We start from the raw sequence: 26149 nt of genomic DNA on the forward strand, positions 1-26149 counted from the left end.
TTACAGAAGGCCTCGCCGTTTGAAGTCGAAGAGATTGATGCCCTGGGACTTCTGGATCATCTCGATCGTGAACTTGAGAAGGGAAATCTCCCAAGTCTCATCCACCGCTTCCAAGACGGCCGTCATGGGATCGCCCGAGGAGACGACCTCTCCCACCAGGCGATCTCGCACCTCATCGGCCGGCTGATGGATCAATTCCTCCGTCAAGTCCGAGCGCTTGAACTGGAAGCCATATTGCAAGAGACCGGCAAAGCCCTGCTGATTGCGAAGCCAATCCGCAAATTGCTCGCCATTTTCGCCAAAGCCATCCAAAGAGAGATCTTGCATCTGCTGGGGCGTGATGATGCGGGGCCGGACCGCTTCGATGCGTCCATCCCGAATGCGGGTCACTCCCACCGAGTCCATCAGCTCGCTGATGAGCTGGAAACGAAATTGCGTGTTCCCAAAGGTATCGATCCGCCGGTCTGGCTCGTGGATGACCCGGGTTTGATCGAGCGCATAGTGGATATCGTCCTCGGAATACATGCTTGGCTATACGATGAGGAGCGTTCCCGCCGACCCCTGGGATGCAAAAAAGGCAGAGGAGTTCGTCCTCTGCCTTTGGAAATTCGCTGGCTGAAGGCTGGACTTCAGGAATCCGCCTTGTCCTTCACGTAGGTCACGACATCGCCCACTGATTGCAGCTTTTCGGCATCTTCGTCGGGCACTTCGACCGAGAATTCCTCCTCGAAGGCCATGACAAGCTCGACGGTATCGAGAGAGTCGGCACCCAAATCCTCGATGAATTTCGCTTCGGGCGTCACCTGCTCTGGATTCACACCGAGCTGTTCCACGATGATGTCTTTGACCTTGTCTTCGATGCTTTTGTCGTCCGCCATGATTGCTTGTTGAGTAGAGAAATTGAGGTGGGCAGTGCCTTAGGCTGACCCGTTCTTCTTGGCAAGGGAATAAATTCAGGGAATTGGGCTCGTCAAACGATCACTCCTTGGCGGCTTCTTTCTCGCTCGGCTCGGCCGGCTCCTCCTCCTCGACCAACTCCACGATTTCCCCGGAAAATTTCGCCAAAATCCTCTCTAGAATCAGCTCCGGCAAGGGAGGGTCTGCATTTTTGAAACCTCCATACTTGAGGCCGTCCACTCGCGTGCGCCCGCCGCCATGGGTCAAGAAAGCCAGTCCCTGCGACTCCCACTTCCGCTTGTCCACCCGCTGGATGTCAGCGAAAGCGACCGGTCCTCCCTTGGGTGGGTAAAAGCTCTCGTCGTCGACCGCCATGCTCTTCTTGCGATTGAGCAGCCACACCACCAGCACCGCCAAGGCGGCCACCAGGGTGCCCAGCGAAAAGACCTTTTGCTCGCGCAGCTTGTCCTCACCGTAAAAGGGCCCCGGATCGCCCTCCTCCGGGTTGGCCGAGTGTTTCAATTTGTCCAAATGCTTTTCCCGCCAAGCGCTGGCGCCCTCGATTCCTCTGCCTCGGCTGTAGGCATTCCACTGGTCGGTCCACTTCGGGTCCGCCTCATCGTAGATTTTCTTGAAGGCTTCGTAGGTCTCGTTCTTCTTGGGATAGCCGAAGAATCCGTCATAGGCGAACCACCCACTCAGGCCCAGGCAAATGGCGCCCAAAAAAAGCATCCGGCGAGCATACCACGAGGTGATGGGGGCTTCGATGCGCTGGAGATCGGCCATGGTTTCAGAAAGAGGAAAACGGCGGCTAGGTAGCCCGCTGCCTTCTCGGGGTCAACCCCAATCGGATTCGCCCACGTCGGCACTGGCGGAGCCTTTTTTTTTGGCTACCATGGCCTTTCTTTCATGACCTTTGCCGATCAGTTCCGAGACTCCCAGCGAGGCCAGTCGCGCCTGCTGGATCGCTTCGAGCGGCTCCTCGAACCTTTGCCGAACGCCGAGTTGGAAGCACTCGCGCAACAGTCCCGGCGGATCACTGAAAGAAATTTTGGGCGAACCATGCGCCTCTTCGCTCCCCTCTATCTCTCAAACGAGTGCGTGAACAATTGCCGATACTGCGGCTTCTCGCGGGACAACTCCATCTTGCGCGTTACGCTCGCGATCCCCCAAGTCCAGCAGGAAGCGCAACACTTGGCCAAGTTAGGATTCCGCAACATCCTTCTGGTGGCCGGCGAGCACCCCAAGTTCGTCTCCAATGGCTACCTGGAGCGCTGCATCGAGGCCATCAAGGATTTCATCCCCACCGTGGCGCTCGAAGTGGGGCCGATGGAGGCGGACGAATACCGGCGGATGGTCGTCTCCGGCTGCGAGGGCCTGGTCGTCTACCAGGAAACTTACCAACGGGAGCCCTACCAACAGCTGCACACTGCCGGCCCGAAACGGCGCTTCGATTGGCGCCTGGAATGCCCGGAACGCGCCTACGCGGGAGGCTTTCGTCGCATCGGCATTGGTGCCCTCTTCGGGCTGGCCGATTGGCGGCGAGAGGCGCTCGCCTTGGCCGAGCATTTGGAATACCTCTATCGCCATTGTTGGAAGGCCCAGTTCACCGTGGCTTTCCCCAGGATGCGGCCCTACGCCGGAAACTATGAATACCAGCCCGATCCGGCACTCTCTCTGAGCGATCGTGATCTCGTCCAACTGGTCTGCGCCTTCCGCACTTGTTTCCCCCAGGTCGGCATCGTCCTGAGCACGCGGGAGCCGGCCCCTCTGCGAGACGCGCTCCTTCCGCTGGGGGTGACCCACATGTCCGCCGGCTCCCACACCGAGCCCGGTGGCTACACCGGGACCGGGAGCGATGATCTCCATCTGACGGTCCGGGGAAAACGGGTCGAGCTGGAGTCCGAGCAACGCTCCCCCTGTGCCAAGGCGACCGAGCAGTTCAAAATCGACGACGAACGCAGCCCGGAGGAAATCGCCGAGTTGCTCCGCTCGCGGGGCTTCGACCCCGTTTGGAAAGACTGGGACGAAGCCATCCTCAACCCAGCCTGAGCCATGCAAGTCGTCCTCAACGGAGAAGAGCGAAACCTAGCCGCCGAGCTGACCGTCACGCAGCTTCTCACCAACCTGGAATTGGGGAGCGTGCCGGTCTTGGTAGAAAGAAACGGGGAAGCCCTCTTCCCGCGTGACTACCCCCAGACCCACTTGGCGGATGGGGATCGCTTGGAAATCGTGCGAGTGGTGGCTGGCGGCTAAAGAACCCTCTCGCACGAGGGAAGACGAGAAGGGAAACGAGCCACCGTCACCCCGAGAGCCGACTCGAACGATTCAAAAAAGGCGGCCAGACGGGGCCGCCGCGACCCTCACTCCGAAGCGGCATCGGCCGCCACTCGCTCCAGCGAGCGGCTTTTTTTGATCAAGCTAGCGACGGTTTCCGAAGGTTTGGCCCCCTTCCCGAGCCAGTCCTCTGCCTTGGCGAGATCCAAGTCGAAATTCTTCCCCTCGCGCATGGGGTCGTAGGTGCCGACCTGCTCGATGTAGCGTCCGTCGCGTCGGGCCCGCTTGTCCGCCACCACGATCTTGTAGTGAGGCTTGTCCTTCGAACCTTCTCGTCTAAGTCGGATAACTGCTGCCATAGTAATGAAGCCCGGGTCACGGGAGCCTGGACTGTAGCGTGAAAGGGCTTTTTGCCAAGACAATTTTTGGCCGCGCTTTCGGGCCAACTCTTCCTCTAAAATTTGAACCCTTTGGGCATTTTCGGCAAGCTACCCCCTCCGCCCATCCCACCGAGACCTTCCATCCCGCCCAGCTGGTCCATCATGTTCTTCATCTTGCCCTTACTCTTCATCATTTTCCGCATCATGGTGAACTGCTTCAGGAATTGGTTGACCTGCACCAGGTTGTTGCCGCTGCCTTTGGCGATGCGCTGACGCCGTCTCCCCTTGAGCAGGTCCGGCTTGCTCCGTTCCAGCGGAGTCATTGAAAGAATCATGGCCTCGATCCGTTTGATCCGTCGCTCATCGATTGGCAAATTCTTCAGTTGTTTCCCGATGCCCGGCATCATGCCCAACAAGCCTTCCAAAGGACCAAGCTTTTGCATGAACTTGAGCTGGTCCAGAAAATCATTGAAATCGAATTTGTTCTTTTTGAGCTTCTTGGCCAGTCTTTCGGCCTCCTCCTGCTCGATCACCTCGGCCGCCTTTTCTACCAGGCCCACCACATCGCCCATCCCGAGGATGCGGCCCGCCATCCGATCGGGCAGGAAGGCTTCCAGTTGATCCAGCTTCTCGCCTTGCCCGGCAAATTTGATGGGTTTGCCCGTCACCTCTCGCATGCTTAAGGCCGCCCCGCCGCGCGCGTCCCCGTCCAGTTTGCTCAAGACAATGCCGGTCAGCCCGATCTGTTCGTCAAAAGTCCGCGCCACCTGGACTGCCTGCTGCCCGGTCGCCGCATCGGCCACCAGGAGGACTTCCTTGGCCTCCAGAAATTCCTGCAAGTCCTTCAGCTCTGACACCAGCTCCTCATCGATCTCCTGGCGACCCGCCGTATCGAAGATGCAGACATCGCCCACCTGCTTTTCAATCCACTTGCGGGCCTCGCGAGCCACGCGCACCAGGTGCTTCTCCCCGGGTTCCGGCTTGAAGACGGGGACACCGATCTCCTCTGCCAGGGTCGCCAACTGCTCGACCGCCGCCGGCCGGAAGAGATCGAGGGCCACCAGGAGCGGTTTCCGGCCCTGCTTTTTTAAGAGATGGGCCAGCTTGCCTGAGGTGGTCGTCTTGCCGGCACCATTCAAACCCACCATCAGAATGCGGGCCGGGGCCGTCAGATCCAGCTCGGCGGCCTCGCCCCCCAAAAGAGCAGTCAGCTCATCCTGAAAGATCTTCACGATCTGCTGGCCGGGCTTCACGCTTTTGAGCACTTCCTGGCCGAGAGCCTTCTCCTTGACCCGGGCGATCAGTTCCCGCGCCACTTTGAAATCGACGTCCGCTTCCAGGAGCGCCATGCGGATCTCGCGCATGGCATCGGCGATGTTCTTTTCATTGAGCCTGCCCTGGCCTCGCAGGGTTTTGAAGGTGCCTTCGAGCTTGTCGGAGAGTTGCTGAAACATGGGCCTGCACTATCCCGCGTTGCGGGACTTTGTCAGTTTTCAGTTTTCGCTTTTGAGCGAAAAGTGGGCCTGGCGGTCAATCGAAAAGCCCCAAGTAATCGGCTCTTCCCAGGTCTCCGCTCCCCGCTGCTTCCAGTAGAGGAAGACGGTGTAGTCAGGATGGCGGAGCCAGCGGTCCACCCGGTAGCTAGCCAGCTGGGAGGAGGGGTCAAAAGATACCGGCACCTTGCCCAAGCCACTGACCCGCATCACGAGACTCTCGGGATCGAGATTGGCGCAAGCGCTCAAGTCGGCTTGCAGGAGAGGTTGGCGACTGCTGATGACGCTCTCCGGCTCCGGGCTCAGAAGGGAGGGCAAATCGGGAACCCCTTCCGGCGCCTTCTCCTCTTCCGGCGACCTTTCGCTCACCCGCAAGCTGCGAAAACCGATGGCATTTTCAAAAGTGCTCGGGTCGTTTCCGAAAATCTGGAAGCGATTGATCAGACCAGGCTGCTGGTCCCAAGGAGTTCTCGCCGGATTCACCGTGAAGAGCGCCTGGTAGCCAATCTCCAAGCCATAGGCCGTGATCTCATCGTTGTGGATGCCTCCGGGATAGGCGTAGGCCGTGATCGGCTGGCCAAAGTTGTCCTCAAGCCACTTCTTGGAACTCTTCATCTCGCGCTCCAAGAAATTCGCAAAAGCCTCCTCGCCCCGCTCTCGAAAGGCTTTGATCTGGCTGGGGTAAGGATGGGAATAGCTGTGGCTGCCAATCTCCCCTTGTCCCTGCAAAAGCTCACGGATCATGCCCAGGGTGAGCGAGCGTCGTCCGGTGTCCACGAAGCTGGTGTAAAGAAAGACCGAAAAAGGCACCCCGAACTCGCGGAAGACCGGGAAGGCGTCCGTGTAAACCGTCCGCCAGCCATCATCGATCGTGATGACCACCGCCGGGCTGGGGATGACCTTTTTCCCGGCCCGCCAAGCCAGGAAATCACTCAAGGCAATCACCGCGATCCCTTTCTCCCGGAGCGTCTCCAACTGAGCCCTCAGGACCTCCGTCCGGATTCTTTCGACGGTCGCGGGGAGTTGATCCGTGAAGTCGTGATAACATAGAATGGAAACCTCAGCGTCTCGATTGACCTCGATGACTGCTCGCTCCTCTGGCGCCTCCTGCGCCCGCAAGGGACTGGCCAAAGCCAGGAAGAGCAGGGAGCGCGAGAGGAACCTCTTCATGCCCTTGGCAGCGTTCTCAGGCGACCGCCCTATCAAACAAATCGGCCTGAAACGCTCTTCTGACCGGGGGCTTTCCGATTCTCAGCCACCCGAGCGCCCGCTCTTGCTCCGCGACGTGCATCTGCGGCTCCTTCTCCCCACAGCGCTCGCGCGCTCGGCGGAGAAGACGCTCTGCTTGATTGCAATCGCGACTCAAGTGACCAAAAACCACCGTTTCCAAGCCGGTCTCGGCAAGCTCCGCCACCAGTTCGGTGGCCTGCTCATTGGAAAGGTGTCCGTGGCGCGAGGCGATCCGCTGCTTGGTCGACCACGGCCGCTTCAGGTCCTCTTCCAAAAGTTGTTCATCGTAATTGGCCTCCAAGAAAAGCCCCTGGGCGCCGCGGAGACCCTCCCGGGCCAGATGCGTCACATGGCCCACATCGCTCAACACCCCAAAGCGGGCCTCTCCTTTCCGCAGACAAAAGCCAAGTGGCTCGGCCGCGTCGTGCGGGATGAGAAAACTTCGCACCTCCAGACCACCCAGCACAAAGGCGTTCCCCGACTCGAAAAGTCGCCAATCCAGGGCCTGCCAATCCGAACGCGCCTCCACCAGCGCCTCTCTCGTCTCGCGATTGCAAAAGACGGGGAGATCCCGTTTGCCACAAAGAACTCGCAAGCCTCGGGTGTGGTCCCCGTGCTCATGCGTGAGAAGGATCCCGGCCAACGAGTCGGGCGCCACCCCCAAGCCCGCCATCCGCAAGCAAAGCTGTTTTGCAGAAAGCCCGGCATCCACCAAGACGACCGTCGCTCCCGCTCGGATCAGGAGAGCATTCCCCTGGCTTCCACTTCCGAGCACCGCCACTTCCAGCATCCGACAGGATAGTCGGCTCCTGGCCGGGCGCAAGGTTTGGTTAAGTTTCTCAAACTATTCCGTAGATGAATGATTGTTGTCGCGGATTCGACAGATACACTGTGACCATGCGCATCGCCCGGCTTTTGGTGATTTTCACCGGCGTCTTCCTGCTCCTGGGAGCCGCTTGGCTGGCGCTCTACAGCTTCGCTTCCAGTCGCAGTGCCGATTGGAAGGCGCGCCTCGTTCAGGAATTGGGAGACCGGGGCCTTCATGTTTCCTTGCGCTCCCTCGAACTGGACTGGCGGCGTGGCGTCCGCTTCCGGGACCTCCGGATCTACCGTGGCCCCGAACGCCAGCAGCTCGTAGCCCGCTGTGACTCGCTCTTCGCGGCCGTGGACCTAGGGGCTCTCCTCTCTGGCACCTTCCAGTTGGAAACCCTCGAGCTAGAAGAGGGCTCCCTCACCTTCCCGCTGGCCCTCGCTTCGGAAAACGAGGAGCCGCTTTCCCCGGCCACTCCCCGCCTGAAAATCACCGACATCGCCGGACGGGTTCATCTGCAAGCGGAGCATGCCGACCTCGCTTTCCTCCGCGGGAACTATCGCGGAATCAACCTGCTGGTGGAAGGTCGTTTGGACACCCGCCCCGTCGATGGTCGCCCGAGCGATCAGCAAGACCAGCAGGACCCCGATTCCCTCCTGCACGCCCTGCGGGCCTTGGACAGCACCCTGGCCTCCTCTTCCTTCCCCGAAGACAGCCCACCACAACTCCACCTCGTCCTTCGGGGCCACCCCAGCTCGCCCGAAAAGTGGCAAGCGCGAGCCGACCTCCAAAGTGGGCCTTTCACCCTCGCGGGCCATGAGATCCAATCCCTCCGCGCCCTGGCCCGGCTGGAATCGGGTCTTCTGCGTCTTCCCGAAGTCAGCTTCACCGATCAGGTGGGCCAATGTCTCCTTCAGGGCCGCTATCATCTTCCGGAAAAACGGCTCGTCTACACTGGCTCCAGCAGCGCGGACCTCGTGACACTCTTCCAGGCCCTGGATCTCCCTTGGCCCGACTCTCTCCAGCGCCTGGCCTTCCTGGACGTTCCCAAGCTCGCGCTCGATGGCACCCAGGTTTGGGGCCCCCACCCCTCCCTGCAGCTCACGGCCGAGGTCCACTTGGGTGCGTTTCGCTTGGATGAACAAGACTTTCAGAGTCTCCGCACCACCTTTTCCCGGACAGACGAGCGATTTTTTGTGAGCGATTTCTCCCTCATCGACTCAGCGGGCTCCCTCCAGGGCAAGGCCCGCTGGGATGGCGAGCAGCTTCGCCTGCAAGCCGAATCCACCCTCCCCCTCGATCGCTTCCTCCCCCTTTTCCGGCTCGAAAGCACCAAGCGATTTATCCGCCGGTGGGAATTCAACCCCGCCTCCACCGCCCATTTCACCCTCTCGGCCACCGGACCGAGTCTCCACCCGGATAGTTGGCTGCGGGAAGGCACCATCGACTTCCGGAACTTTGGCTTCAATCAAAAAGCCCTCGACTCCTTCACCGCCTCCTTCACCGACGCCGACCGTCTCCTCACCCTCGAGGAGGTCAGCTTGGACTACACAGAAACCCGCAGCCAACCTCGGCAGTCTCTCACCGCCGACTCCATCGAATATGACTCGCGAGCGTCCAAAACCACCATCCGAGGCGCCCGGGGCCGGGTGCAACCGCAGCACTTGGTCACCACCTTCTACACCAAGGGCTTGGATGCCTTGGAAGACTTTCCCTTCGATTCCCCGCCCCAAGTCCAGTTCTCGGGTGCCATCGCCCCTCAGTCTCCTTCCGAGACCGCCCTCGAGATCGATTTCCAAGCCCCCCGGACCACTCTTCGCTACCAATTCCTCGGCAAAACACTCCCTCTCGATGAGCCCCGTGGCCGGATCACGATCCAAGGGGAAGCCGTGCGCGCGGAAAAGTTGGCCGCCAAGATCTTTCAGGGGGAACTTCGAGGGAGCTTCCAGCGGACCGGCCGACCCGACGAGCGCTCCCAGCAAAAGGGCGACTTTCGCTTGAGCCAAGCCGCCTACGGAGACATCGCCCGGACCTACGAATTCGGCGCAGAAACCAGCGGCACTCTCGATGGGAACTTCCGCTGGACTCGGGGCGAAAGCCTCGACAGTCTCCTCGGGCAAGGCCAGGTGGCAGTGCGCCGAGGCAATCTCTTCACCATTCCGCTCCTGGGTCCCCTCTCCCGCGTCATCAGCACCGTGCTGCCCCCGTTGGAAGAAATGGCGAATTCGGAGGTCCGGGAAGCCACCAGCGACTTCACCATCGCCAAAGGGCGCCTCGCCACGCAGGACTTTCGAGCACTCACCAACATGCTGAAAATCGAGGGAGAAGGCACCGTCGACCTGGAAACCCAGGAAATTGACTTCAACATGCGCGCCAACGCCCGCGGCATGATCGGCACCGGCACCTATCTCGTAAGCGAACTGCTTCGTTATCGAGGAAAGGGCACCCTCAAAAACCAACAATGGAGACCCCTGGCCCTCGAACCGCTCGAAAAGCTCCCCATCATCGGGCCCATGTTTGGTCGCGAGAGTGCCGAACCCTCCCGCGAACGGACCAAAAACCTTCCCTCCCGCGTCCTCAAGCCGCCCACCGCTAAGCGGTGAACCGCTCCGCCTCGGCATCGACCCGCTGCGGGCCAGCCGAAGCCGCTACCAAGGGCGCCAAACGCCGCGGAGGAGTGGCCGAAAGCTCTGCTCGATGGATCACCTCGTGCAAAACCTGGGCCAGTTTTTCCAAGCTGAAGGGCTTGGGGATGGCGGCGGCATACCCGCGGCGAAGCACCTCATCCACTCCGCTACCGCTGAAGTAGCCACTGAAAGCAATCAGCTTGGCCCGTGAATCCAAGCGCCGGATCTCGGCCGCCGCCTCGTCCCCACTCATCCCGCCTGGCAAAGTCATATCCATCAGGACCGCGCTGATCTCCCGCCGATCACGAACGGATTGCGCATACTCCTGGACCGCGTCTTCGCCGCACTCAAAAAGCTCCGCCTGGTAGCCTAGCTTCGCCAAGAGAGATCCCGAGACCTGACGAATATTGGGATCATCGTCCACCACCAGGACGCGACCTCGCCCTTTTGGCACTTCGCCCCGATGAACCAAGGTCGGTTGCACAGCGGGTCGCTTGTGGGGGCGGGCCGGCAGGAGCACCCGGAAAGTCGTTCCCGCATTCGGCTTGGAGTTGACCTCGATCGTTCCTCCATGCCGCTGGATGATAGTGCTGGCGGTAGCCAAGCCGAGACCGCTCCCTCCTTTTTTCGTGGTGAAAAAGGGGCTGAAGATTTTGCGCTGGTCCTCTTCGGAAATCCCACAGCCTCGATCCCGGACCTCCACGGCGAGGTAGTCTCCCGCCTCCACCGTGGCCTCCTCGTTTTCGGGCACCTGCAAATTGGAAGCTTCAATCTGGACCACCCCCCCCGACTGCATGGCCTGCCGCGCATTGATCACCAAATTGCTGAAAACCTGGATCACCTGGGTGCTATCCACCTCGACCGCCCAGAGATCGCGCGGGAGAGTGGTCTCGCAGCGGATATTGGAACCATAGGTCGAGAGACGGATGGCCTCTTCCAAAAGCTGATCGAAGGCGCAAACCTTGCGCCGCGACGTTCCTCCGCGAGCGAAATTCAATAACTGATGCGTCAACTGCTGGGCCCCCTCGACGGCAAAACTGGCCTGGGAAAGGGCCTCTCGAATGTCGACCGCCGACTGCCCCTCCATCGACGCGAGGGTCAGATTGGCGCTGATGGTCGTCAGAATATTGTTGAAATCGTGGGCCACGCCACTCGAAACCAAGGCCAGGGAATCCATCTTGCTGGCTCGCAAGCGGTCCATCGGATCGGCCAACTCCCTGCGGGAGGGGCGGACGGTCACCGTGAAATTGACCACCTCACCGCGCGGGTTGTGGACCGGAGTGACATTCCATTCCAATCGCACGGAATCGCCTCCCCCCGAAATGACCTCAAAAACGGCCTGAGTCTGCTGCCCATCCCGCTGGCTCGTCGAAAGCTTGGCCAAAAAGCGAGGCAGCGCATCGGCTTCCAGAATCGCGGCCAAGCCTTGGCCCTCCACCTCCTCTCGCGAGCGACCACTCAAGGTGAGAAAGCCCTCGTTGGCGAAGACGATCCGGGGACCCGAGTCGCTCCAAGGCGGGGCGGCCAAAATGATCACTCCTTCGCCCACCAAATCGATTGCTAGACGAAGGTGTTGATTGATGGCTTTGAGCTCTGCGTAGTCGGGCACTGAGGAGAGAGGTCGAAGAAGGCGGGAGGCAAGTTAGTTAAGATCGCTTAAAGAATAAGCTACTTCGGGAGAATCGAAAACGACTTTCTCAACTTTTTCGCTCATTTGCGACTAAGAAATGACGAATCGGCCTCATTCTGTCGCAAATTGGTCCGAACGAGAGTCTGAGAGAGCAAAATCACTGCGAAAATCTCCTTGCTGGAAGCGTGGAAATCGCTAGACTCCGCGCCCTATGCCAGGAAAAGCAGGAGCAGCCAAGACGCGGAAAGCCGTGTCCAAGCGATTCAAAGTCACCGGTTCAGGCAAAGTCCTGCATCGGAAGGCGGGCCGAAGGCACCTGCTCCAGAACAAGAACCGCAAACGCAAGCGCAACCTCGGCAAGGTCGGGGTCTTGAGCGAAGCGCACGTCGTTCATGTGAAGGAGAACATGCCATTCGCCTGATCGCAGCGCCAACGGTCTCCCACGAGACCACCGACTGACCGTCTGGAGTCGCCTTCCGTGACTCCCCGAACGAATGAGACAGGCCAGTCCGAACCACTAGGAAACCATTCGTTCCAGCCACTGAAAAAGTCATGCCACGAGCCACCAACTCGCCCGCCAGCCGCAAGCGCCGCAAGCGTACGCTGCTGAAAGCCAAAGGATTCCGCGGATTCCGCTCGAAAAACTTCCGCTACGCCAAAGACGCCGTCATGAAGGCCCAAACCTGGGCCACGCGCGACCGCAAAGTGCGCAAACGCAACTTCCGCAATCTCTGGATTCAGCGCATCAATGCCGCGACTCGCGAAGCGGGACTCAGCTACAGCCGCTTTATGGAAGGTTTGGCCGCTGCCGGGATCGAGCTCGACCGCAAGGTCCTCTCGGACATGGCGATTCAGGACGCCGAAAGCTTTGCCGCCCTCGTCGAACAAGCCAAAGAGGCCCTCGAAAAGAAGCAAGCCGAAGCGGCCGCCTAACGATTGATCGATTTTCCCTCCTCTTTTGATCCACAGGCTGGCTCCTACCCGGAACCAGCCTGTTTTCTTTTTGAAATCGGACCGCACGCAAACTAGGCATTCCCGCCCATGGAATCTGACATCCAAGCCATTCAGGACGAAGCCCTCGCGGCCATCGCGGAGGCGCGCAGCGAAACCGCTCTCGACGAGGCCCGCATCGCTTTTCTCGGAAAAAAAGGGCGCCTGACGGCCGCCAGCGCGGGCCTGCGGAATCTTGCCAAAGAAGACAAGCCCAAAATGGGCGCTCTTCTCAACACCACCCGCAGCGCCATCACGAGCGCCCTGGAAGAGAAAAAGGCTGCCTTGGTGGCCGAGCAGGATGCGACGGCCTTCACAGGGATCGACCTGACCCTGCCCGGTCGGAAATTCTTCCAGGGAAATGATCATCCGCTGACCCAAATCGAGAACCAAGCGATCTCGGTTCTTCGACGCCTGGGCTTCGCCCTCGCCGAGGGTCCGGAGATCGAAAGCGAGTGGCACTGCTTCGATGCGCTCAACACGCCTGAAGACCACCCTGCCCGCAACGAATCGGATACCTTCTACTTTGGAGATGGGCGCCTCCTTCGGACCCACACCTCCAGCGTCCAAATTCGCACCATGGAAGCCCAGCCTCCGCCCGTCCGGGTCATGGCCCCGGGGAGCGCCTTTCGTCGCGATGAGATCGACGCCACTCACCTGAGTGCCTTCACCCAGTTGGAAGGCCTCTACGTCAATCAAGACGTCACTCTCCCCGACCTCAAAGGCACTCTCGAATACTTCTTCCGTGAAATGTTTGGCTCCCGAACCGAGCTGCGCTTCCGCCCTCATTTTTTCCCCTTCACCGAGCCCAGTTTTGAGATCGACATCAAGCTCCAAGCTACAGGCAAAGAAGCCAAGTGGATCGAAATCGCTGGCTGCGGCCTGGTCGATCCGGCCGTCTTTGAGGCGCTTTGCGAAAGTCGCGGGGACACCCTTTACCATCCCGAAAAGGTGACCGGATTCGCCTTCGGTATGGGCATCGAGCGTCTCGCCATGATCCGCTGGGGAGTTCCCGACATCCGCGCCTTCATCGAGAATGATTTGCGGTTTTTGCAGCAGTTTGCCTGAGTGAAGACAGCCTGCGAGCGGCTTGCTCCTCGGTCGATGAAACCGCCCCCCCACCCTAGCCGCTCACTCGCTGAGCCTTTCCAACAAGCCGAGCAAAACTAGGCACCGTCGACTGATCAGAACCCGCAAGAATCCTCCTCTCCCGTCCCTTTTCCGAAACATGAAGTATTCCCTAAATTGGCTCCAAGACCACCTCGACCTCACAGGACTGAGTCTGGAAGAGCTCGATCGCTTACTGACCTTCGCCGGTATCGAAGTGGAGGGCTTGGAAACGATCGGCCTCGAAAGCGAGCAAGTCGTGGTCGCCCAGATCAAAGCCGCCGAACCGCATCCCGACGCCGACCGCCTCAAGGTTTGCCGAGTCGATGCCGGAACGGGCCAAGATCTCCAGATCGTCTGCGGAGCCACCAACTATCAACTGGGCGACAAAGTCCCCCTGGCCCTGATCGGGGCCGTTCTCCCGGGTGATTTCAAAATCAAAGAAAGCAAGCTCCGGGGCGTCAGCTCCCACGGCATGCTGTGCAGTGGAAAAGAACTGGGCGTGGGAGACGACCACGCGGGGCTCCTCCTCCTCGATCCCGCCCTCCCCCTCGGAAAACCTTTTCAGGAAATCGTTCCTCCCGACACCATCCTGGAACTCGAAATCACGCCCAACCGCCCCGACCTCCTCAGCCATCTGGGCTTGGCACGCGAGCTGGCTGCCCTCACCGGGCGCGAACTGAAATCGCCTCCCGCCCTTTCTGCGATCCCCGCGCAGACCAGCTCGGAAAGCGAACTCACGCTCCACGATCCCGCAGGTTGCCCCTTCTACAGCGCGCGCATCATTCGGGGTGTCCAGGTCAAGGAAAGCCCAGCTTGGCTGCAAGACAAGCTGACCGCCATTGGGCTCCGCCCCATTAACAACTTGGTCGATATCACCAACTTCGTCCTCATGGAAATGGGGCAACCGCTGCACGTCTTCGACCTCGCGAAGCTGGCAGGCCCGCTCCAAGTGCGTGGCGCGACCGCGGGCGAGCCCTTTCAGGCCCTCGATGGGGAAACCTATGCCCTGAGCGAGGCCGACTTGGTCATCGCCGACGCGCAAAAACCAGTCGCCCTAGCCGGCGTCATGGGAGGCTTGGAAAGCGGCGTTTCCGCCACCACGACCGACCTCCTCCTGGAAGCGGCCTACTTCACCCCCTCCCGCGTGCGACGCACCAGCCACCGGCATCACCTCCATAGCGACTCCAGCTACCGCTTCGAACGCGGAGTCGATCCCCAACAGATTCTGGGAGCCAGCGAACTGGCCACCAAATGGATTCTCGAACTGGCCGGGGGGCAGGCCCAGGAGCCCCTCGCATGCCAAGGCCAACTTCCCGCCGCTCCCCCCGCCGTCCCCTTCCATCCCGAGCGAGCCCATCACTACCTCGGAGGCCACCTCCCCGAAGGCTCCGGAAGGGAGATCCTTCGAAAACTCGGCTTGAGCGAGACCGAACCCAACCTCTGGCAACCACCCACTTGGCGCTTGGACCTTCCCCGGCACATCGACCTGGTCGAGGAAATCGCCCGCGTGGCGGGGCTCGATGACGTCCCCACCACCACCACGAGCGCTCCGGCGGAAAGCTCTCCCGCCGACCTCGCTCGGGACTACGCCAATCGACTCCGCAGCACCTTGGCCGCACGCGGCTACCAGGAAGCCCGGACCATCAAATTGACCTCTCCCGCCGCCAACGCGGGCGCCCCCTGGCCGAGCCTCTCCCCTGTCTCGATCAAAAACCCCTTGAGCGAAGACTACTCCCAACTCCGCGGCAGCCTCGTTCCCGGGCTCTTGGAAGTTCTGGAGCGAAATCTCCGCTTTGGAGCCGAATCCCTGGCCTTCTTTGAAATGGGCACCACCTTCAGCCAAGGGGCCGAAACCACTGCCGAGCAGAGCACCCTCGGCCTCCTCTTAGCGGGACCACGCACCGGCCGCTCCTGGGTCGATCCCAAACCGGAAGACTCCCAGGTCTTCGATCTCAAAGGCCTCTTGGAATCTCTCCTGCCGGCGGCGGCCTTCAAATGGGTCCCGCTCGACCTGCCCCAGGCCGCCCTGGCGGTGGAAATTCGGGTCGGGAAGAACAAGCTCGGCCGCCTCGGCCTCCTCCCCCCCGCTCTCGCCCGAGACCTCGGCTACCAAGGCGAAATCAGTTTTGCCGAGGTGGACTTGAGCAAGTGGACGACCCTCGCGCTCCGCCCAAACCACTCCTACCAAGAGCCTCCTAAATTCCCGGTCATCTCACGGGATGTCGCCATGGAAGTTCCCTTCGAGCTCCCCAACCGCGATTTGGCGGGCTTTTTCAAGGGCCTCCACGAACCTCTCCTGGTGGCAGCCGAGCCTTTCGACGTCTTCACCGACCCCAGTGGCGAGAAGCTCGCCCCCGACCGCAAATCCGTCGCTTACTCGCTGACGTATCGAGACGCGAGCAAAACGCTCACCTCCGAAGAGGTCGACGCCGCCCACGCTCGCGTCCTCGAAAAACTCAAAAGCAAATTGCCCGTTGAGATCCGCTGAACTAATCTCTCCTCCTCCTCTCAAGCTCTTTCTCAAAACCGAATTTTTCCTACAGTGCTCGTTACTCATGTGGCCGACACGGGCCTCACCCGATGTTACAGAAACGGGGGCGAGAAGCTCTGACGCTACCGTCAGGCCTTGACTGGAAGTCGAAGGTCTTGGAGCGGTCCCCACCTGACCAAGTCAGGGATTGAGACCCAGCGTCACAGGACGGCACAGGCGGGAAATCCCAAACCCATCGCGACTCGCTCGCGATGGGTTTTTTTGTTTCACGAGGTCTTGATCCCGAGAGCCTCCTCCATCTCCTCCAAGGACCGCCCCTTGCTCTCCACCATGAAGAAAAGGGCCCAGAAAAAGGCCAGCGCCATCAAGCCCGCGAAGGCTCCGAAAACCCACTCCGTCTCCACGCCGCCAATCAGCGTGGGAAAGACCTGCGCAATGACGGCCGCGAAGATCCAGTGAACCGAAACCCCGAAGGAAGTCCCTGCCGCCCGCTGTTTCGCCGGAAAGATTTCAGAAATGTAAACCCAAATGACCGTTCCCTGCCCGATGGCATGCGCTGCAATGAACGCGAAGACAAAATAAGGCATGAGCGCAAAGGTCTCGCTCGCGAAACACCAGGCAATCAAGCTGAGGGTGACCACATAGCCGACCCCGCCCATCAGGATCAACATTCGCCTTCCCACTCGATCAATCAGCCACAAGCCCAGAAAGGTGAAGACGAGATTGGTGACACCGATGCCAATCGAATTGAGCAAGGCCGCGTTCCCCTCAAAGCCCCCCATCTCGAAGATGCGGGGCGCGTAGAAAAGGACCGCATTGATGCCAGAAAGTTGGTTGAACGCGGAAAGGGCGAACACCAAGAGAAGGGGCTTGAGCAAGGTCGCGCGGAAAAGGCGCTCCCGCCCTTTGCTCTCCCCGGCCGAGTGGGCAATCTCCGCGATCCTCTCCTCCAGTTCCTCTTCGGATTGATCGGGATTGACCTGTCGCAAGACCTCGCGCGCGCCCTCCCGGTCTCCCCGGGACAGCACCAGCCACCTCGGGCTTTCTGGCAGGCGCAGACAGAGCAGGGTGTAGAGGAGCGCTGGCAGGGCCTCGACGCCCAACATGACCCGCCACGCCTCCTCCCCCAGGCCCGTGAAGAGAATGCGGATGAGCGCGTTCGAGGCGAAGGCCACCAAAATGGCGAAGACGATATTGAACTGATAGAGCCCCGCGAGCCGTCCCCGTTGCGAGGCTGGGGAAAGCTCGGCGATGAAAAGAGGCGCCGCCACCGTGGAGACCCCGATCCCGATTCCACCGAGAAAGCGAGCCATCATGAGCGTGACGGGATCCGGCGCGATGGCCGATCCGAGAGCCGAAATGAAATAAGCGATCCCAATGGCCAAGAGCGTCTTCCTGCGACCAAACCGATCCGCCGGCCAGCTTCCCAGCAGCCCTCCCACCACCGTGCCCCAAAGCGCCGAACTCATGAGCCAACCATGTTGTCCCGCGCTCAGATCCCACAGCTTCTGAATGGCCTGCTCCGCCCCCGAGATGACCACCATATCAAAGCCGAAGAGAAAGCCGGAAAGAGCCGACGTGAGCGACCAAAAGAAAAGTCGGGAATGCATAGGGGAGAGCGGAAAGGGGGTGAAGCGAAAAACCCACCCTTAGACGCCCCGGGGCCAAAAGCAAAAGGACACACCAGACGGCCACCCCGCCGAGCCAGCCGCTCACGGGAGAGTCCCGAAACAATTGACACCTCCACCGACGCCCTCCACACGTTTCTCGCCTTATGGAAGCGTCAGCCTTGCAAGAAAAGATCGCTCAAGCCAGCCAGTGGACCTCGGAAGTTCGCACGGAGATGCATCGGGTTCTCGTAGGGCAGGAGGCCCTCATGGATCGCTTGCTTCTCGCCCTCTTGAGCAATGGTCACGTCCTCCTAGAGGGGGTTCCCGGTCTGGCCAAAACCCTCTCGGTCCGCGCCCTGGCCGGCTGCTTGGACGTCGAATTCCAGCGGCTCCAATTCACTCCCGATCTTCTCCCCGCCGACCTCCTCGGCACCATGATCTACAATCCCCAGCAGGCCGAGTTCACTACCAAACGAGGACCGATTTTCTCGAACCTCATCCTGGCGGACGAAATCAACCGCGCCCCGGCCAAGGTGCAATCGGCCCTTCTCGAAGCCATGCAAGAGCGCCAGGTCACCCTCGGCGAAACCAGCTACGCGCTCCCTGACCCTTTCCTGGTCATGGCTACCCAAAACCCCATCGATCAAGAGGGCACCTACCCCTTGCCGGAAGCCCAGCTCGACCGCTTTCTCGTCAAAGTGGTCGTCGATTACCCCAAGCGGGAGGAAGAGCGGGAGATTCTCGATCTCATGGCGACCTCGGCCAAGCCTCCCGAAACCACGGCCTGTCTCGATCCGGCCAAGCTGCGGGAAAGTCGCGCGCTCGTAAACCAGATCTACCTCGATGGCAGCCTCCGGGACTACATCGTGGAGCTGATCCAGACCACCCGGGATCCCTCCCGTTTCGCCCCGGAGTTGGCTCCTCTCATTCGCTGCGGCGCCTCGCCTCGGGGCACCCTCGCTTTGGCGCTCAGTGCTCGGGCCCAGGCCTTTCTCGCCGGGCGGGAGTTCGTCATCCCCGAAGACATCAAAGACCTGGCGGTGGATGTCCTTCGACACCGCGTGCTCCTAACCTACGAAGCGCAGGCCGAGGAAAAGGACAGCCAAGAAATCGTTCAGACCCTTCTCTCCAAGGTGCCCGTTCCCTGACATGGCTGAGGAAGGAGAGCTGGAGGAGATCCTGAAACGAGTGCGCCGCATCGAAATGCGAACCAGTGGGCTCGTGCGCGAAAGCCTGGGCGGAGAATACCATAGCTCCTTTAAAGGCGAAGGGATCGATTTCGAAGACTTTCGGGAATACCAACATGGCGATGACGTCCGGGCCATTGATTGGCGGGTGACCGCTCGCATGGACACACCCCACATCCGGCAATTCGTGGAAGAGAGAGAGCTGAGCGTCCTCTTGGCCGTCGATATCAGCCGCTCAGGCGAGTATGGCAGCACCCTCATCAGCCGACGGGAATTCGCTGCTGAGATTGCTGCTCTCCTGGCCTTCAGTGCCCAGCAAAATGGGGACAAAATCGGCCTCCTCCTCTTCAGCGACCAAACCGAACTCTTCCTCCCTCCCAAAAAAGGCTACTCCCACTGCCTGCGTTGCGTGCGAGAAGTGCTTTTGACGCGAGCGAAGGGACAAAGAACCGACCTCACGCCCCCCCTGGAAAGCCTCTCCCGAAGTCTTCGTCGCCATAGCCTGGTCTTCCTCTTGAGCGATTTCCAAGCGCCCGACTTCTCCAAGGCGCTCAAGCCCCTCGCCCGCCAGCACGACGTGGTAGCCCTTCGCCTCGAAGACGAAGCCGAAACCGCCCTCCCGAAAGTGGGAACGGTCCTCTTCGAGGATGCGGAAACGGGCGAGCAAGTCCGCGTCCGCACCTCCGATCCAGCCGTGCGCCAAGCCTACCTCCAAGAGCGCCGCCGCTGGGAAGCCCTCGTCGCCTCCGTCTTCCAAGGCAGCGGGGTCGATCACCTGGTGCTGCGGGCCCCGCTCGATCAAAACGAGCGCCAACAGGGCCTCCACTACCTCGGCCCCTTGCATCAATTTTTCCGAACTCGCCGTCGCCGTCATGACTGACGACCCCACCGCCCCGGCTCCCGAAGAACTCCGGCCCCTCGTCCTCCCGGAGCCCCCTCCCGATTACACCGCCCTCTGGCTCGGCTCTGGCATCGCCCTCGCCCTCCTCTGCCTCGCGGCCCTCGCCTGGCAGATCCATCGCCTTCGCCAGAGCCTCCCCACGCCCACCCCTGCCAGCCAGGCCAAGGCGGCCTTCGGCCTCTTGACAGCGGAAGCCGAAGGATTGTCCTCCCTCGAAGTGGCCCGGCAGGCCTCCTGGATTGTGCGTCGATTTCTCAGCCAGCAATACCAAGACCCCGCCTTCTTCGAATCCCCTCACGAATTTGTAGAGCGCGCCCGGACCTCCCCCTCCCTTCCAGAAAGTCTCCGCGAGCCCTGGGCCACATGGATGAAGCAGTGCAGCCAACTCCGCTACCGCCCTCAAAGCCCCAAAGAGGCCCAGGCCCTCTTGGACGCGGCCGAGTCTCTCCTGCAAGCCGAACCCTGAACCTCTTTTGTAGCCTCTGCAGACCACCTTCACCAGCCACTTCCAATTCGCCGACCCCGCTTGGCTGCTCTTGCTCTTCGCCCTGCCCCTTTTGCTCTGGCTAAAAGGCCGGGCCGGCCAAAGCGAGGCCGTCGTGTTCTCGAGCTTGGCTCTCTTGCGTCGCCTCGCCCAGCCCACCCGGAATCGTTGGCTTTCCCCCCGCTGGCTCGGCCTCCTGGTGGCGCTGGCCTGTTTCATCGCGGCCTTGGCGCGACCGCAAACCATTTCGGAAACCGGCTTTTCGGAAGCCAGCGGGATCGAAATCTCCATCGCGCTCGATGTCTCCCGCTCTATGACGGCGCGGGACTTTCGGCTCTACGGCCGCTTGGTCGATCGCTTGACCGCGGCCAAGGCCGTCACGGCGGACTTTCTCGACCTCCGTCCGAACGACCGCATCGGCCTCATCGCCTTTGCCGGTCGCCCCTACCCGGTCAGCCCCATTACCTTGCAGCACGACTGGCTGAAGCGGAATCTCCGGCGGGTCGAAATCGGGTTGGTGGAAGACGGCACCGCCATCGGACTGGCCATCGCCTCGGCCGCCAATCGCCTCCAGCGGGAGACTGCCAAAAGCAAAATCGTGGTCCTTATCACCGACGGCAGCAACACCGTGGATGAATTGGGCCCGCTGACGGCCGCCGGGCTGGCCGCCAAGCTCGGCATCCGCGTCTACACCATCGGCGTGGGCAGCCCCGGAGAGCAGCTTCTCCGCATGCCCAATGGCATGACCGCACGCATGGAATCCTTCGATGAAGAAACCCTTCAAGAAATTGCCGACCTCACCGGCGGCACCTATTTTCGGGCTGACAGCACAGACAGCCTGGCCCGCACCTTTCGCGATATCGATGAATTGGAAAAATCCGAGCTCCAGGTTCGCACCGTGAAAGAAGCCCGGGAGTGGTTCCCGTGGGTCCTGGCGGCCGGCCTCTTGTGCTGGCTACTGACAGACGGGCTCCCCGCTCTTCTGCGAAAAACCCTTCCATGAATCTGCCCTTTGCCCATCCCCAGCTACTCTGGCTCTTGCTCTTGCTCCCGGCACTGCTGTGGGGGCAGCTCCGCCGCCGCCCCCCTCATCGGGCCCTCGATCGAGTGGTCGCCCCCCGCCTCCGCCATCGCCTGCTCCGCCTCTCTCCAGGCCGGCGTTGGCTCGCTCCTAGCCTGGTCGCAGTTGGCCTGGCCTCGATCTTGATTGCCCTGGCCAGGCCGCAGTTTGGGGAATCCCGCGAAACCGTCTATCAGGCAGGCCGCAACGTCCTCCTGGCCATTGATTGTTCCAACAGCATGCTGGTGGAGGACCTCTCTCCCAATCGCCTCGTCCGGGCCAAGCTGGCAGCCAATGACCTGCTGGATGCTCTCCCGGGGGATCGAGTGGGTTTGATCACCTTTGCTGGAACCGCTTTTCTGGAGGCTCCTTTCACGATCGACCACCGGGCCGTGCGCTCCACCATCGATCAGATCGAAACCGATAACATCCCCCAAGGAGGCACCCATTTCGGGGCGCTCTTGGACCTCGCGCTCGAAAGTGCTGAAAAAACCAGTCGCAGCCAAGACATCCTTATTATCTTGAGCGATGGCGAGGCTCACGAGGGCGAGATCACCGACTACTCGGAGCGGCTCCGCCAAGAGGAACTCGTCATCATCACGGTCGGCGTGGGCACCCGCGAAGGAGGCATCGTTCCCGACCCCGCACAGAGCGGCCAATTTCTCCGGGATCAAGGAGGCCACCCCGTGCTCAGCCGCCTGGAGACCGAAAGCCTGGTTCAGCTTGCCAGCCTTTCCCCCAATGGCTTATATCAACCGCTCCTGGGGGACACCCCGCTGGAGCAAACCATCATGGAGGCCATTTCGCTCGTGGAAGAAGAACGCTTTGGGACGCGCGAGGTCGTGAGAAAAGAAGAGTCTTTCCAGCCTTTCGTCTTGGCGGGACTGCTTCTTCTGGCGAGTTCCCTCCTCGTCCCCGTGCGACTCCGCCCGAGCCTCAGCCTGCTCCTCCTCTTGGGGATTTCCCTCCCCCTCCTTGGTCAGGACCAAGCCTGGGAAAACCTACGAGAAGGCAGGCCAGAAGAAGCTTGGGAAGAACTGACCAGCCTACCCCAGACCGCCCTCCAGGGAGACCGCAGCCAGCTCGGCCTGGGTGCCGCGGCCTATGGAGTGAGCGAGTACGCCAGCGCCCTCAATGCCTTTGGCAAGGCCCTCCGCTCCCCGCGGCCCGCCATTCAGGAAACCGCCCACTACAACCTCGGGAACACGCTCTACCAACTCGGCCAGCGGACGCTGGCCCCCGCCCAAGACGGCACCCCTCCCCGTCCCGGCCAGCTGCGCGATACCATCCGGGACTGGGAAGACGCCATCGCGCACTACGACCAAGCCCTCGCCCTCGACCCAGAGAACGAAGACGCTCAGTTCAATCGCGACTACGTGCAGCGCAAACTCGACCAGCTCAAACAGCAACCAGAAGAGCCCAGCCAGGCCTCGCAAGAATCCCCGGAAGAAAAGGAATCGCAAGACGACTCCTCCGAAGAGAGCCCCTCGGAGCAGCCAGGGCAGGACACCTCTTCTCAGGAGAATCAAAATCAGGAAACCCAGTCGGGCGACGCTCCTTCCGCTCCACCCGAAGAGGAAGGCGCCTCCGAAGCTTCCCCGGACGGCACCCAAGAAGAGGAAAACCGCACCCAGCCATCGGGAGAAGAATCGCCTAGCCAAGACAGCGCCACCGACCCAGGACCCTCCGGTGACTCCTCCCAGGGCCAGGAACCGCGCGACCTCCAAGCTCGCCGCAACCTCCAAGAAAAGCTCGCAGGAAAGTCACTCGAGGAAATTGCGGAAATGCTGGAGCGCTACGCCGATGAAGACAATCGAGTGATCCTGCCCCAGCGGATGCAACGCTTCCAACGTCCAGAAAAAAACTGGTGATGAGACAGAGCCTTTCCCAGCTGTTTCTCGTTCTCCTCCTGAGCCAGTGGGCCCGCGCTGAAGTCGAAGTGCGGGCCAGTCCTCAGCATTTGATTGTGGGGCAGACCGGCACCCTACAAATCTTGGCCACCGAGGCCCGCCTCGGGCAACCCCCTGAGCTTCCCGAAATCGAGGGGCTGCGGCTTCGTTTCGATGGTCGCCGAATGGAATACTACAACGGTGTCAGCCAAACGCGCTTCACCTACGAGATGGTGGCAGAAAAGCCCGGTCGCTGGGAGTTGCCCTCCTTGGAAGTGGAAAGCAGTCGCGGCCTTTACCAGACTCGCCCCCTCTCCTTTTGGGTGGAAGACCCTCGGCGGGTGCCCCGGGCTTCCCTGCAAACCGGCGAAACGGTCTTCCTGCAAACCGCCGTCCTCCGGGAGCAGATCTATGAGGGCCAGGAAGTGCCCATCGAATTCACCCTCTATCTCGAAGACGGCATCCGGCTGCTGAATGACCCGCGCGATCTCGTGATCCAAGTCGAGAGCGAAGGCTTCATTCTGCGGCGACCTGAATACTTCAGCCAATCCCGCCTCTACCTCGATCGCAAAGTCTTCCGGGCCTACACCTTCAAAGGGATCATCGTGCCTCTCAATTCCGGGATCCTCAGCTTCGGTCCACCCCGGATCGACCTCAAATTCGGCGGCCGCATCAACCAACGCGTCTTTCCCCCACGCCAGGAAATCCTCGAGCGCACTCTCCGCGGGACCGCCCTGGAGATTCGCTCCCTTCCCCTGCCAGAGGACCCGCCCGAAGGGTTCAGTGGCGCCATTGGGAGCTTTGAGATGACCGTCTCCGCCCAGCCTATCGAACTCCAGCAAGACGAGCCCATCTCCCTCCTCTTCACCGTTCGCGGCCAAGGGAACTTCACCAGCCTGACCCCGCCCGAGCTGACCGAACCCCAAGGGTGGAAGACCTACGAGCTGGAAAATAGCGATCCCTCCAACAAGGAATTCGCGAAAGCCGGCCAAAGGCAATTCAGCCGGATCCTGCGCGCGCTCCAGCCCCACGAAGCGATTCCTCCCTTCCGCTTCAGCTACTTCGACCCCGAGACCGGTCGCTACGAGACTGTCCAAAGCGATCCCATTCCGCTCGTCATGACTCCCACCCCCACCACGCTCCCCTCCTCCCTTTCCCGCCCGGTCGAGACCGGGCTCCAAGACATCATCGAAGTCACCGACCGCACGCCCCGCCCCCTCGCCCAGGCCCCTCTCTCCTGGCGGGAAAGCCCTTCCTTTTGGCTCATTCAAGGTCTGGGAGCCAGCTCCTTTCTGGCCATCACTCTCCTCGGACTCCGAAGGCGAGCGGCCTCGCGCCAGGACCAAGAAACCCTCGCCCTCCGCCAAGAAGCCAAGCGCCTCTTCGCGAGCCTCCAGACCGAATCGAACAATCGACGGGAACTCTATCGTCTGGCGGCCCGACTCAAAGAAACCCTCTCCCAACTCGGCTCCCCCCCTCTCCTGCCCGAGGAAGTCCTTCTGGCCCAAGCATCCCTCGCCTACGCCGCCCCGAGCGCGGAGCGTGAGGCCGCACCCAGCCCAGAAGAACGCCAGGCGGTGGTGAAAGCCTTCTCCTCCCATTTCCCCACCTCGTGAATCGCTCCCTCCTGACCGTCATTCTGCTCCTGCTGGCTGGTCCCCTCCCCGCGCTGGCTTCGGCCGCCGAGGAAGAGCTGGAAGCCGTTTCCTTCTTCGAAAAAGGAAACGCCGCCTACCGAGAAGGCCAATTTGGCGAGGCGCTCCTCTGGTATGAACGCGCCTTGGCGGCCGCGCCCGGCTTTCGGGAGGCCGAGCAGAATCGACGTTTTCTCCGCCAACGGACCGGCTCTCCCGCCTTGGAAGAGCCCTCTTGGCAAGAGTGGGGTGGCTGGTTCTCCAAGACCGCTTGGCTGAACGTGATTTCATTCTCTTTTTGGCTGCTCGTCTTGGCCCTGGCCGGATTCTTTTTTTGGTCCTTCTCCGCGGGAAGCCGGAGGGGGCTCCTCGCCCTGGCCCTTCTCTCCCTGGTGGGACTGGCGGTGGGAGGAACCGGGAGGGTAGCGGCTGGAAAGCGCCTCTCGCCGACCGCCAAAGTCATCATCACCTCGGAAACCGCCTTCCTGCGGAGCGCACCGGCGCGCTCAGCCAGCGAACTCCGGGCCGCCGTCTCAGGCACCGAGGCCAAACTCTTGGCGGAGCGCGGTCCGTGGCTCTACGCCGAGCTTCCGAGCGGGGATCGGGGGTGGTTGTCGACCCGCGATGCCACCACCGTTTGGCCCTACGATCCCTCGCTCCTTCCCTGAAGACCTCTCCCAGGGTCGGCCAGAGTCCGGCTGGCAAAGGCCTCCACCCCCGCCACAATCCCCTCCACCAAACGGTCACGGTAAGCTCGTGTAGCCAACTTTTTGGCTTCCTCCGGATTGCTCAGAAAACCGCACTCAATCAAAATGGAAGGGGCGGCCGTTTGGCGCGTTACCAGGTAAGCGCGGCTCTCAATACCCCGATCCCGCGCCCCCGTTGCCGCCACCAGGGCATCTTGTGTTACCTGGGCAAACTCCTCGCTGCGGGAATCGAGATACGCCGCCTCCAAGCCGAATCGCTTCGCTACCATGGCCCGAGCCGATTCCTCCTTGGGCCGGGTGTAAAAAGTCTCGATCCCATGCGAGCGAGCACTCCGTCCATCCGCATTCACATGAATGCTCACAAAAAGGCTGTTCGGGTAATAATTGCTCTGCTGCACCCGCTGCCAAAGCGGCACCGTCTCATCCCGCTCCCGCGTCATCTCGACTCGCCATCCACTGGCCTCGAGACGCCGGGCCACCTTCCAAGTCATATCGAGGGTCAGCACTTTTTCCAGGATTCCCGTCCCGGTCGTCCCCCCGTCCTCCCCCCCATGCCCGGCATCCAGCACGATTCGGAAGTCATTTCGCTCCCCTCCCACAGGTGTTTGGAAAGAAAGTTTGAATGAAGGCACCCCAAATCCTGTTAAAAATATTATAATTTTTAATGAAGCCACAAGCTCCAGGACAAAAAGCCCCCATTGGCAACGCCTTTTCCGTCGCCTGGCCGCCCTGTTCTGGTGT

24 protein-coding genes are annotated in these 26149 nt (G+C 61.1%); 14 read left to right on the top strand and 10 right to left on the bottom strand.

Going from position 1 to position 26149, the window contains the following annotated elements:
- The 3 genes from AAF555_03175 to AAF555_03185 all read right to left on the bottom strand — a co-directional run bounded on the left by AAF555_03175 (position 1) and on the right by AAF555_03185 (position 1683).
- On the bottom strand, positions 1 to 525 hold the full coding sequence (locus tag AAF555_03175) for a hypothetical protein (protein MEM6910562.1): 525 nt from the start codon (positions 523 to 525) through the stop codon (positions 1 to 3).
- Between the two features lie 104 nt (positions 526 to 629).
- A complete protein-coding gene (locus AAF555_03180) occupies positions 630 to 878 on the bottom strand; it encodes an acyl carrier protein (protein MEM6910563.1) in 249 nt (82 codons plus the stop codon).
- Positions 879 to 978: 100 nt separating this feature from the next.
- Positions 979 to 1683: a hypothetical protein gene (locus tag AAF555_03185; protein ID MEM6910564.1), complete on the bottom strand. Its 705-nt coding sequence runs from the start codon at positions 1681 to 1683 to the stop codon at positions 979 to 981.
- Between the two features lie 123 nt (positions 1684 to 1806).
- On the opposite strand from AAF555_03185, the gene thiH reads away from it, so the two are divergent.
- Together thiH and thiS are read left to right on the top strand one after the other, a co-directional pair.
- On the top strand, positions 1807 to 2949 hold the full coding sequence (gene thiH / locus AAF555_03190; GenBank protein MEM6910565.1) for a 2-iminoacetate synthase ThiH: 1143 nt from the start codon (positions 1807 to 1809) through the stop codon (positions 2947 to 2949).
- 3 nt (positions 2950 to 2952) lie between these two features.
- Positions 2953 to 3153 (top strand): sulfur carrier protein ThiS, encoded by a 201-nt coding sequence (gene thiS, locus AAF555_03195; protein MEM6910566.1) that lies wholly within the window; start codon positions 2953 to 2955, stop codon positions 3151 to 3153.
- A 107-nt stretch (positions 3154 to 3260) separates the two neighbouring features.
- Here the strand turns inward: thiS and rpsP are convergent, their stop codons facing one another.
- From rpsP to AAF555_03215, 4 genes are all read right to left on the bottom strand, one after another.
- A complete protein-coding gene (gene rpsP, locus AAF555_03200; protein MEM6910567.1) occupies positions 3261 to 3533 on the bottom strand; it encodes a 30S ribosomal protein S16 in 273 nt (90 codons plus the stop codon).
- Between the two features lie 95 nt (positions 3534 to 3628).
- Positions 3629 to 5008 (bottom strand): signal recognition particle protein, encoded by a 1380-nt coding sequence (gene ffh, locus AAF555_03205; protein ID MEM6910568.1) that lies wholly within the window; start codon positions 5006 to 5008, stop codon positions 3629 to 3631.
- Between the two features lie 39 nt (positions 5009 to 5047).
- Complete coding sequence (locus AAF555_03210; protein ID MEM6910569.1) at positions 5048 to 6217, bottom strand: polysaccharide deacetylase family protein; 1170 nt, start codon at positions 6215 to 6217, stop codon at positions 5048 to 5050.
- Positions 6218 to 6233: 16 nt separating this feature from the next.
- Positions 6234 to 7067, bottom strand: a complete 834-nt coding sequence (locus AAF555_03215; GenBank protein ID MEM6910570.1) for an MBL fold metallo-hydrolase — start codon at positions 7065 to 7067, stop codon at positions 6234 to 6236.
- A gap of 107 nt (positions 7068 to 7174) precedes the next feature.
- Here AAF555_03215 and AAF555_03220 point away from each other — a divergent pair, with 107 nt between their 5' ends.
- Positions 7175 to 9691: an AsmA-like C-terminal region-containing protein gene (locus AAF555_03220; GenBank protein ID MEM6910571.1), complete on the top strand. Its 2517-nt coding sequence runs from the start codon at positions 7175 to 7177 to the stop codon at positions 9689 to 9691.
- On the opposite strand, the gene AAF555_03225 is transcribed toward AAF555_03220, so the two are convergent.
- On the bottom strand, positions 9681 to 11324 hold the full coding sequence (locus tag AAF555_03225; GenBank protein MEM6910572.1) for an ATP-binding protein: 1644 nt from the start codon (positions 11322 to 11324) through the stop codon (positions 9681 to 9683). The two genes, AAF555_03220 and AAF555_03225, sit on opposite strands and share 11 nt — an antisense overlap.
- Positions 11325 to 11556: 232 nt before the next feature.
- Here AAF555_03225 and rpmI point away from each other — a divergent pair, with 232 nt between their 5' ends.
- The 4 genes from rpmI (at position 11557) to pheT (ending at position 15933) form a co-directional block, all read left to right on the top strand.
- On the top strand, positions 11557 to 11766 hold the full coding sequence (rpmI, locus tag AAF555_03230; protein MEM6910573.1) for a 50S ribosomal protein L35: 210 nt from the start codon (positions 11557 to 11559) through the stop codon (positions 11764 to 11766).
- Positions 11767 to 11897: 131 nt separating this feature from the next.
- On the top strand, positions 11898 to 12278 hold the full coding sequence (gene rplT, locus AAF555_03235; GenBank protein MEM6910574.1) for a 50S ribosomal protein L20: 381 nt from the start codon (positions 11898 to 11900) through the stop codon (positions 12276 to 12278).
- 108 nt (positions 12279 to 12386) lie between these two features.
- On the top strand, positions 12387 to 13403 hold the full coding sequence (gene pheS, locus AAF555_03240; protein MEM6910575.1) for a phenylalanine--tRNA ligase subunit alpha: 1017 nt from the start codon (positions 12387 to 12389) through the stop codon (positions 13401 to 13403).
- Positions 13404 to 13563: 160 nt separating this feature from the next.
- On the top strand, positions 13564 to 15933 hold the full coding sequence (pheT, locus tag AAF555_03245) for a phenylalanine--tRNA ligase subunit beta (GenBank protein MEM6910576.1): 2370 nt from the start codon (positions 13564 to 13566) through the stop codon (positions 15931 to 15933).
- A 269-nt stretch (positions 15934 to 16202) separates the two neighbouring features.
- On the opposite strand, the gene AAF555_03250 is transcribed toward pheT, so the two are convergent.
- Positions 16203 to 17546, bottom strand: a complete 1344-nt coding sequence (locus AAF555_03250; protein ID MEM6910577.1) for a sugar porter family MFS transporter — start codon at positions 17544 to 17546, stop codon at positions 16203 to 16205.
- 164 nt (positions 17547 to 17710) lie between these two features.
- Between AAF555_03250 and AAF555_03255 the strand changes: the two genes are divergently transcribed.
- Genes AAF555_03255 through AAF555_03285 form a run of 7 tightly spaced genes read left to right on the top strand, consistent with a single transcriptional unit; the run spans position 17711 to position 25369 of the window.
- Complete coding sequence (locus AAF555_03255) at positions 17711 to 18694, top strand: MoxR family ATPase (GenBank protein ID MEM6910578.1); 984 nt, start codon at positions 17711 to 17713, stop codon at positions 18692 to 18694.
- A 1-nt stretch (position 18695) separates the two neighbouring features.
- Positions 18696 to 19613: a DUF58 domain-containing protein gene (locus AAF555_03260; protein MEM6910579.1), complete on the top strand. Its 918-nt coding sequence runs from the start codon at positions 18696 to 18698 to the stop codon at positions 19611 to 19613.
- The gene (locus AAF555_03265) at positions 19606 to 20100 is read left to right on the top strand and encodes a hypothetical protein (GenBank protein MEM6910580.1); all 495 of its coding nucleotides are present in this window, start codon (positions 19606 to 19608) and stop codon (positions 20098 to 20100) included. Before AAF555_03260 ends, AAF555_03265 begins: the two co-directional genes overlap by 8 nt.
- A 16-nt stretch (positions 20101 to 20116) precedes the next feature.
- A complete protein-coding gene (locus AAF555_03270) occupies positions 20117 to 21121 on the top strand; it encodes a VWA domain-containing protein (protein MEM6910581.1) in 1005 nt (334 codons plus the stop codon).
- Positions 21118 to 23049: a VWA domain-containing protein gene (locus AAF555_03275; GenBank protein MEM6910582.1), complete on the top strand. Its 1932-nt coding sequence runs from the start codon at positions 21118 to 21120 to the stop codon at positions 23047 to 23049. The genes AAF555_03270 and AAF555_03275 overlap by 4 nt, the downstream gene beginning before the upstream one ends.
- Entirely contained in the window at positions 23049 to 24683 is a 1635-nt protein-coding gene (locus tag AAF555_03280) for a BatD family protein (protein MEM6910583.1), read from the top strand. Before AAF555_03275 ends, AAF555_03280 begins: the two co-directional genes overlap by 1 nt.
- Complete coding sequence (locus AAF555_03285; protein ID MEM6910584.1) at positions 24680 to 25369, top strand: hypothetical protein; 690 nt, start codon at positions 24680 to 24682, stop codon at positions 25367 to 25369. Before AAF555_03280 ends, AAF555_03285 begins: the two co-directional genes overlap by 4 nt.
- On the opposite strand, the gene AAF555_03290 is transcribed toward AAF555_03285, so the two are convergent.
- Entirely contained in the window at positions 25345 to 26040 is a 696-nt protein-coding gene (locus tag AAF555_03290; GenBank protein ID MEM6910585.1) for an N-acetylmuramoyl-L-alanine amidase, read from the bottom strand. The genes AAF555_03285 and AAF555_03290 overlap by 25 nt on opposite strands.
- Between the last annotated feature and the right edge of the window lie 109 nt (positions 26041 to 26149).

It is taken from the genome of Verrucomicrobiota bacterium (genome assembly GCA_039027815.1).
Classification (GTDB): domain Bacteria; phylum Verrucomicrobiota; class Verrucomicrobiia; order Verrucomicrobiales; family JBCCJK01; genus JBCCJK01.

Excerpts from the sequence above, each read along its gene's own strand:
- AAF555_03280 (MEM6910583.1), top strand. The coding sequence starts at position 23,049 with ATGAGACAGAGCCTTTCCCAGCTGTTTCTCGTTCTCCTCCTGAGCCAG.
- AAF555_03185 (MEM6910564.1), bottom strand. The coding sequence starts at position 1,683 with ATGGCCGATCTCCAGCGCATCGAAGCCCCCATCACCTCGTGGTATGCT.
- thiS (MEM6910566.1), top strand. The coding sequence starts at position 2,953 with ATGCAAGTCGTCCTCAACGGAGAAGAGCGAAACCTAGCCGCCGAGCTG.
- AAF555_03215 (MEM6910570.1), bottom strand. The coding sequence starts at position 7,067 with ATGCTGGAAGTGGCGGTGCTCGGAAGTGGAAGCCAGGGGAATGCTCTC.
- AAF555_03260 (MEM6910579.1), top strand. The coding sequence starts at position 18,696 with ATGGCTGAGGAAGGAGAGCTGGAGGAGATCCTGAAACGAGTGCGCCGC.
- AAF555_03180 (MEM6910563.1), bottom strand. The coding sequence starts at position 878 with ATGGCGGACGACAAAAGCATCGAAGACAAGGTCAAAGACATCATCGTG.
- rpmI (MEM6910573.1), top strand. The coding sequence starts at position 11,557 with ATGCCAGGAAAAGCAGGAGCAGCCAAGACGCGGAAAGCCGTGTCCAAG.
- AAF555_03250 (MEM6910577.1), bottom strand. The coding sequence starts at position 17,546 with ATGCATTCCCGACTTTTCTTTTGGTCGCTCACGTCGGCTCTTTCCGGC.
- pheT (MEM6910576.1), top strand. The coding sequence starts at position 13,564 with ATGAAGTATTCCCTAAATTGGCTCCAAGACCACCTCGACCTCACAGGA.
- AAF555_03220 (MEM6910571.1), top strand. The coding sequence starts at position 7,175 with ATGCGCATCGCCCGGCTTTTGGTGATTTTCACCGGCGTCTTCCTGCTC.
- AAF555_03265 (MEM6910580.1), top strand. The coding sequence starts at position 19,606 with ATGACTGACGACCCCACCGCCCCGGCTCCCGAAGAACTCCGGCCCCTC.
- AAF555_03255 (MEM6910578.1), top strand. The coding sequence starts at position 17,711 with ATGGAAGCGTCAGCCTTGCAAGAAAAGATCGCTCAAGCCAGCCAGTGG.
- ffh (MEM6910568.1), bottom strand. The coding sequence starts at position 5,008 with ATGTTTCAGCAACTCTCCGACAAGCTCGAAGGCACCTTCAAAACCCTG.
- pheS (MEM6910575.1), top strand. The coding sequence starts at position 12,387 with ATGGAATCTGACATCCAAGCCATTCAGGACGAAGCCCTCGCGGCCATC.
- thiH (MEM6910565.1), top strand. The coding sequence starts at position 1,807 with ATGACCTTTGCCGATCAGTTCCGAGACTCCCAGCGAGGCCAGTCGCGC.
- AAF555_03210 (MEM6910569.1), bottom strand. The coding sequence starts at position 6,217 with ATGAAGAGGTTCCTCTCGCGCTCCCTGCTCTTCCTGGCTTTGGCCAGT.
- rpsP (MEM6910567.1), bottom strand. The coding sequence starts at position 3,533 with ATGGCAGCAGTTATCCGACTTAGACGAGAAGGTTCGAAGGACAAGCCT.
- rplT (MEM6910574.1), top strand. The coding sequence starts at position 11,898 with ATGCCACGAGCCACCAACTCGCCCGCCAGCCGCAAGCGCCGCAAGCGT.
- AAF555_03275 (MEM6910582.1), top strand. The coding sequence starts at position 21,118 with ATGAATCTGCCCTTTGCCCATCCCCAGCTACTCTGGCTCTTGCTCTTG.
- AAF555_03175 (MEM6910562.1), bottom strand. The coding sequence starts at position 525 with ATGTATTCCGAGGACGATATCCACTATGCGCTCGATCAAACCCGGGTC.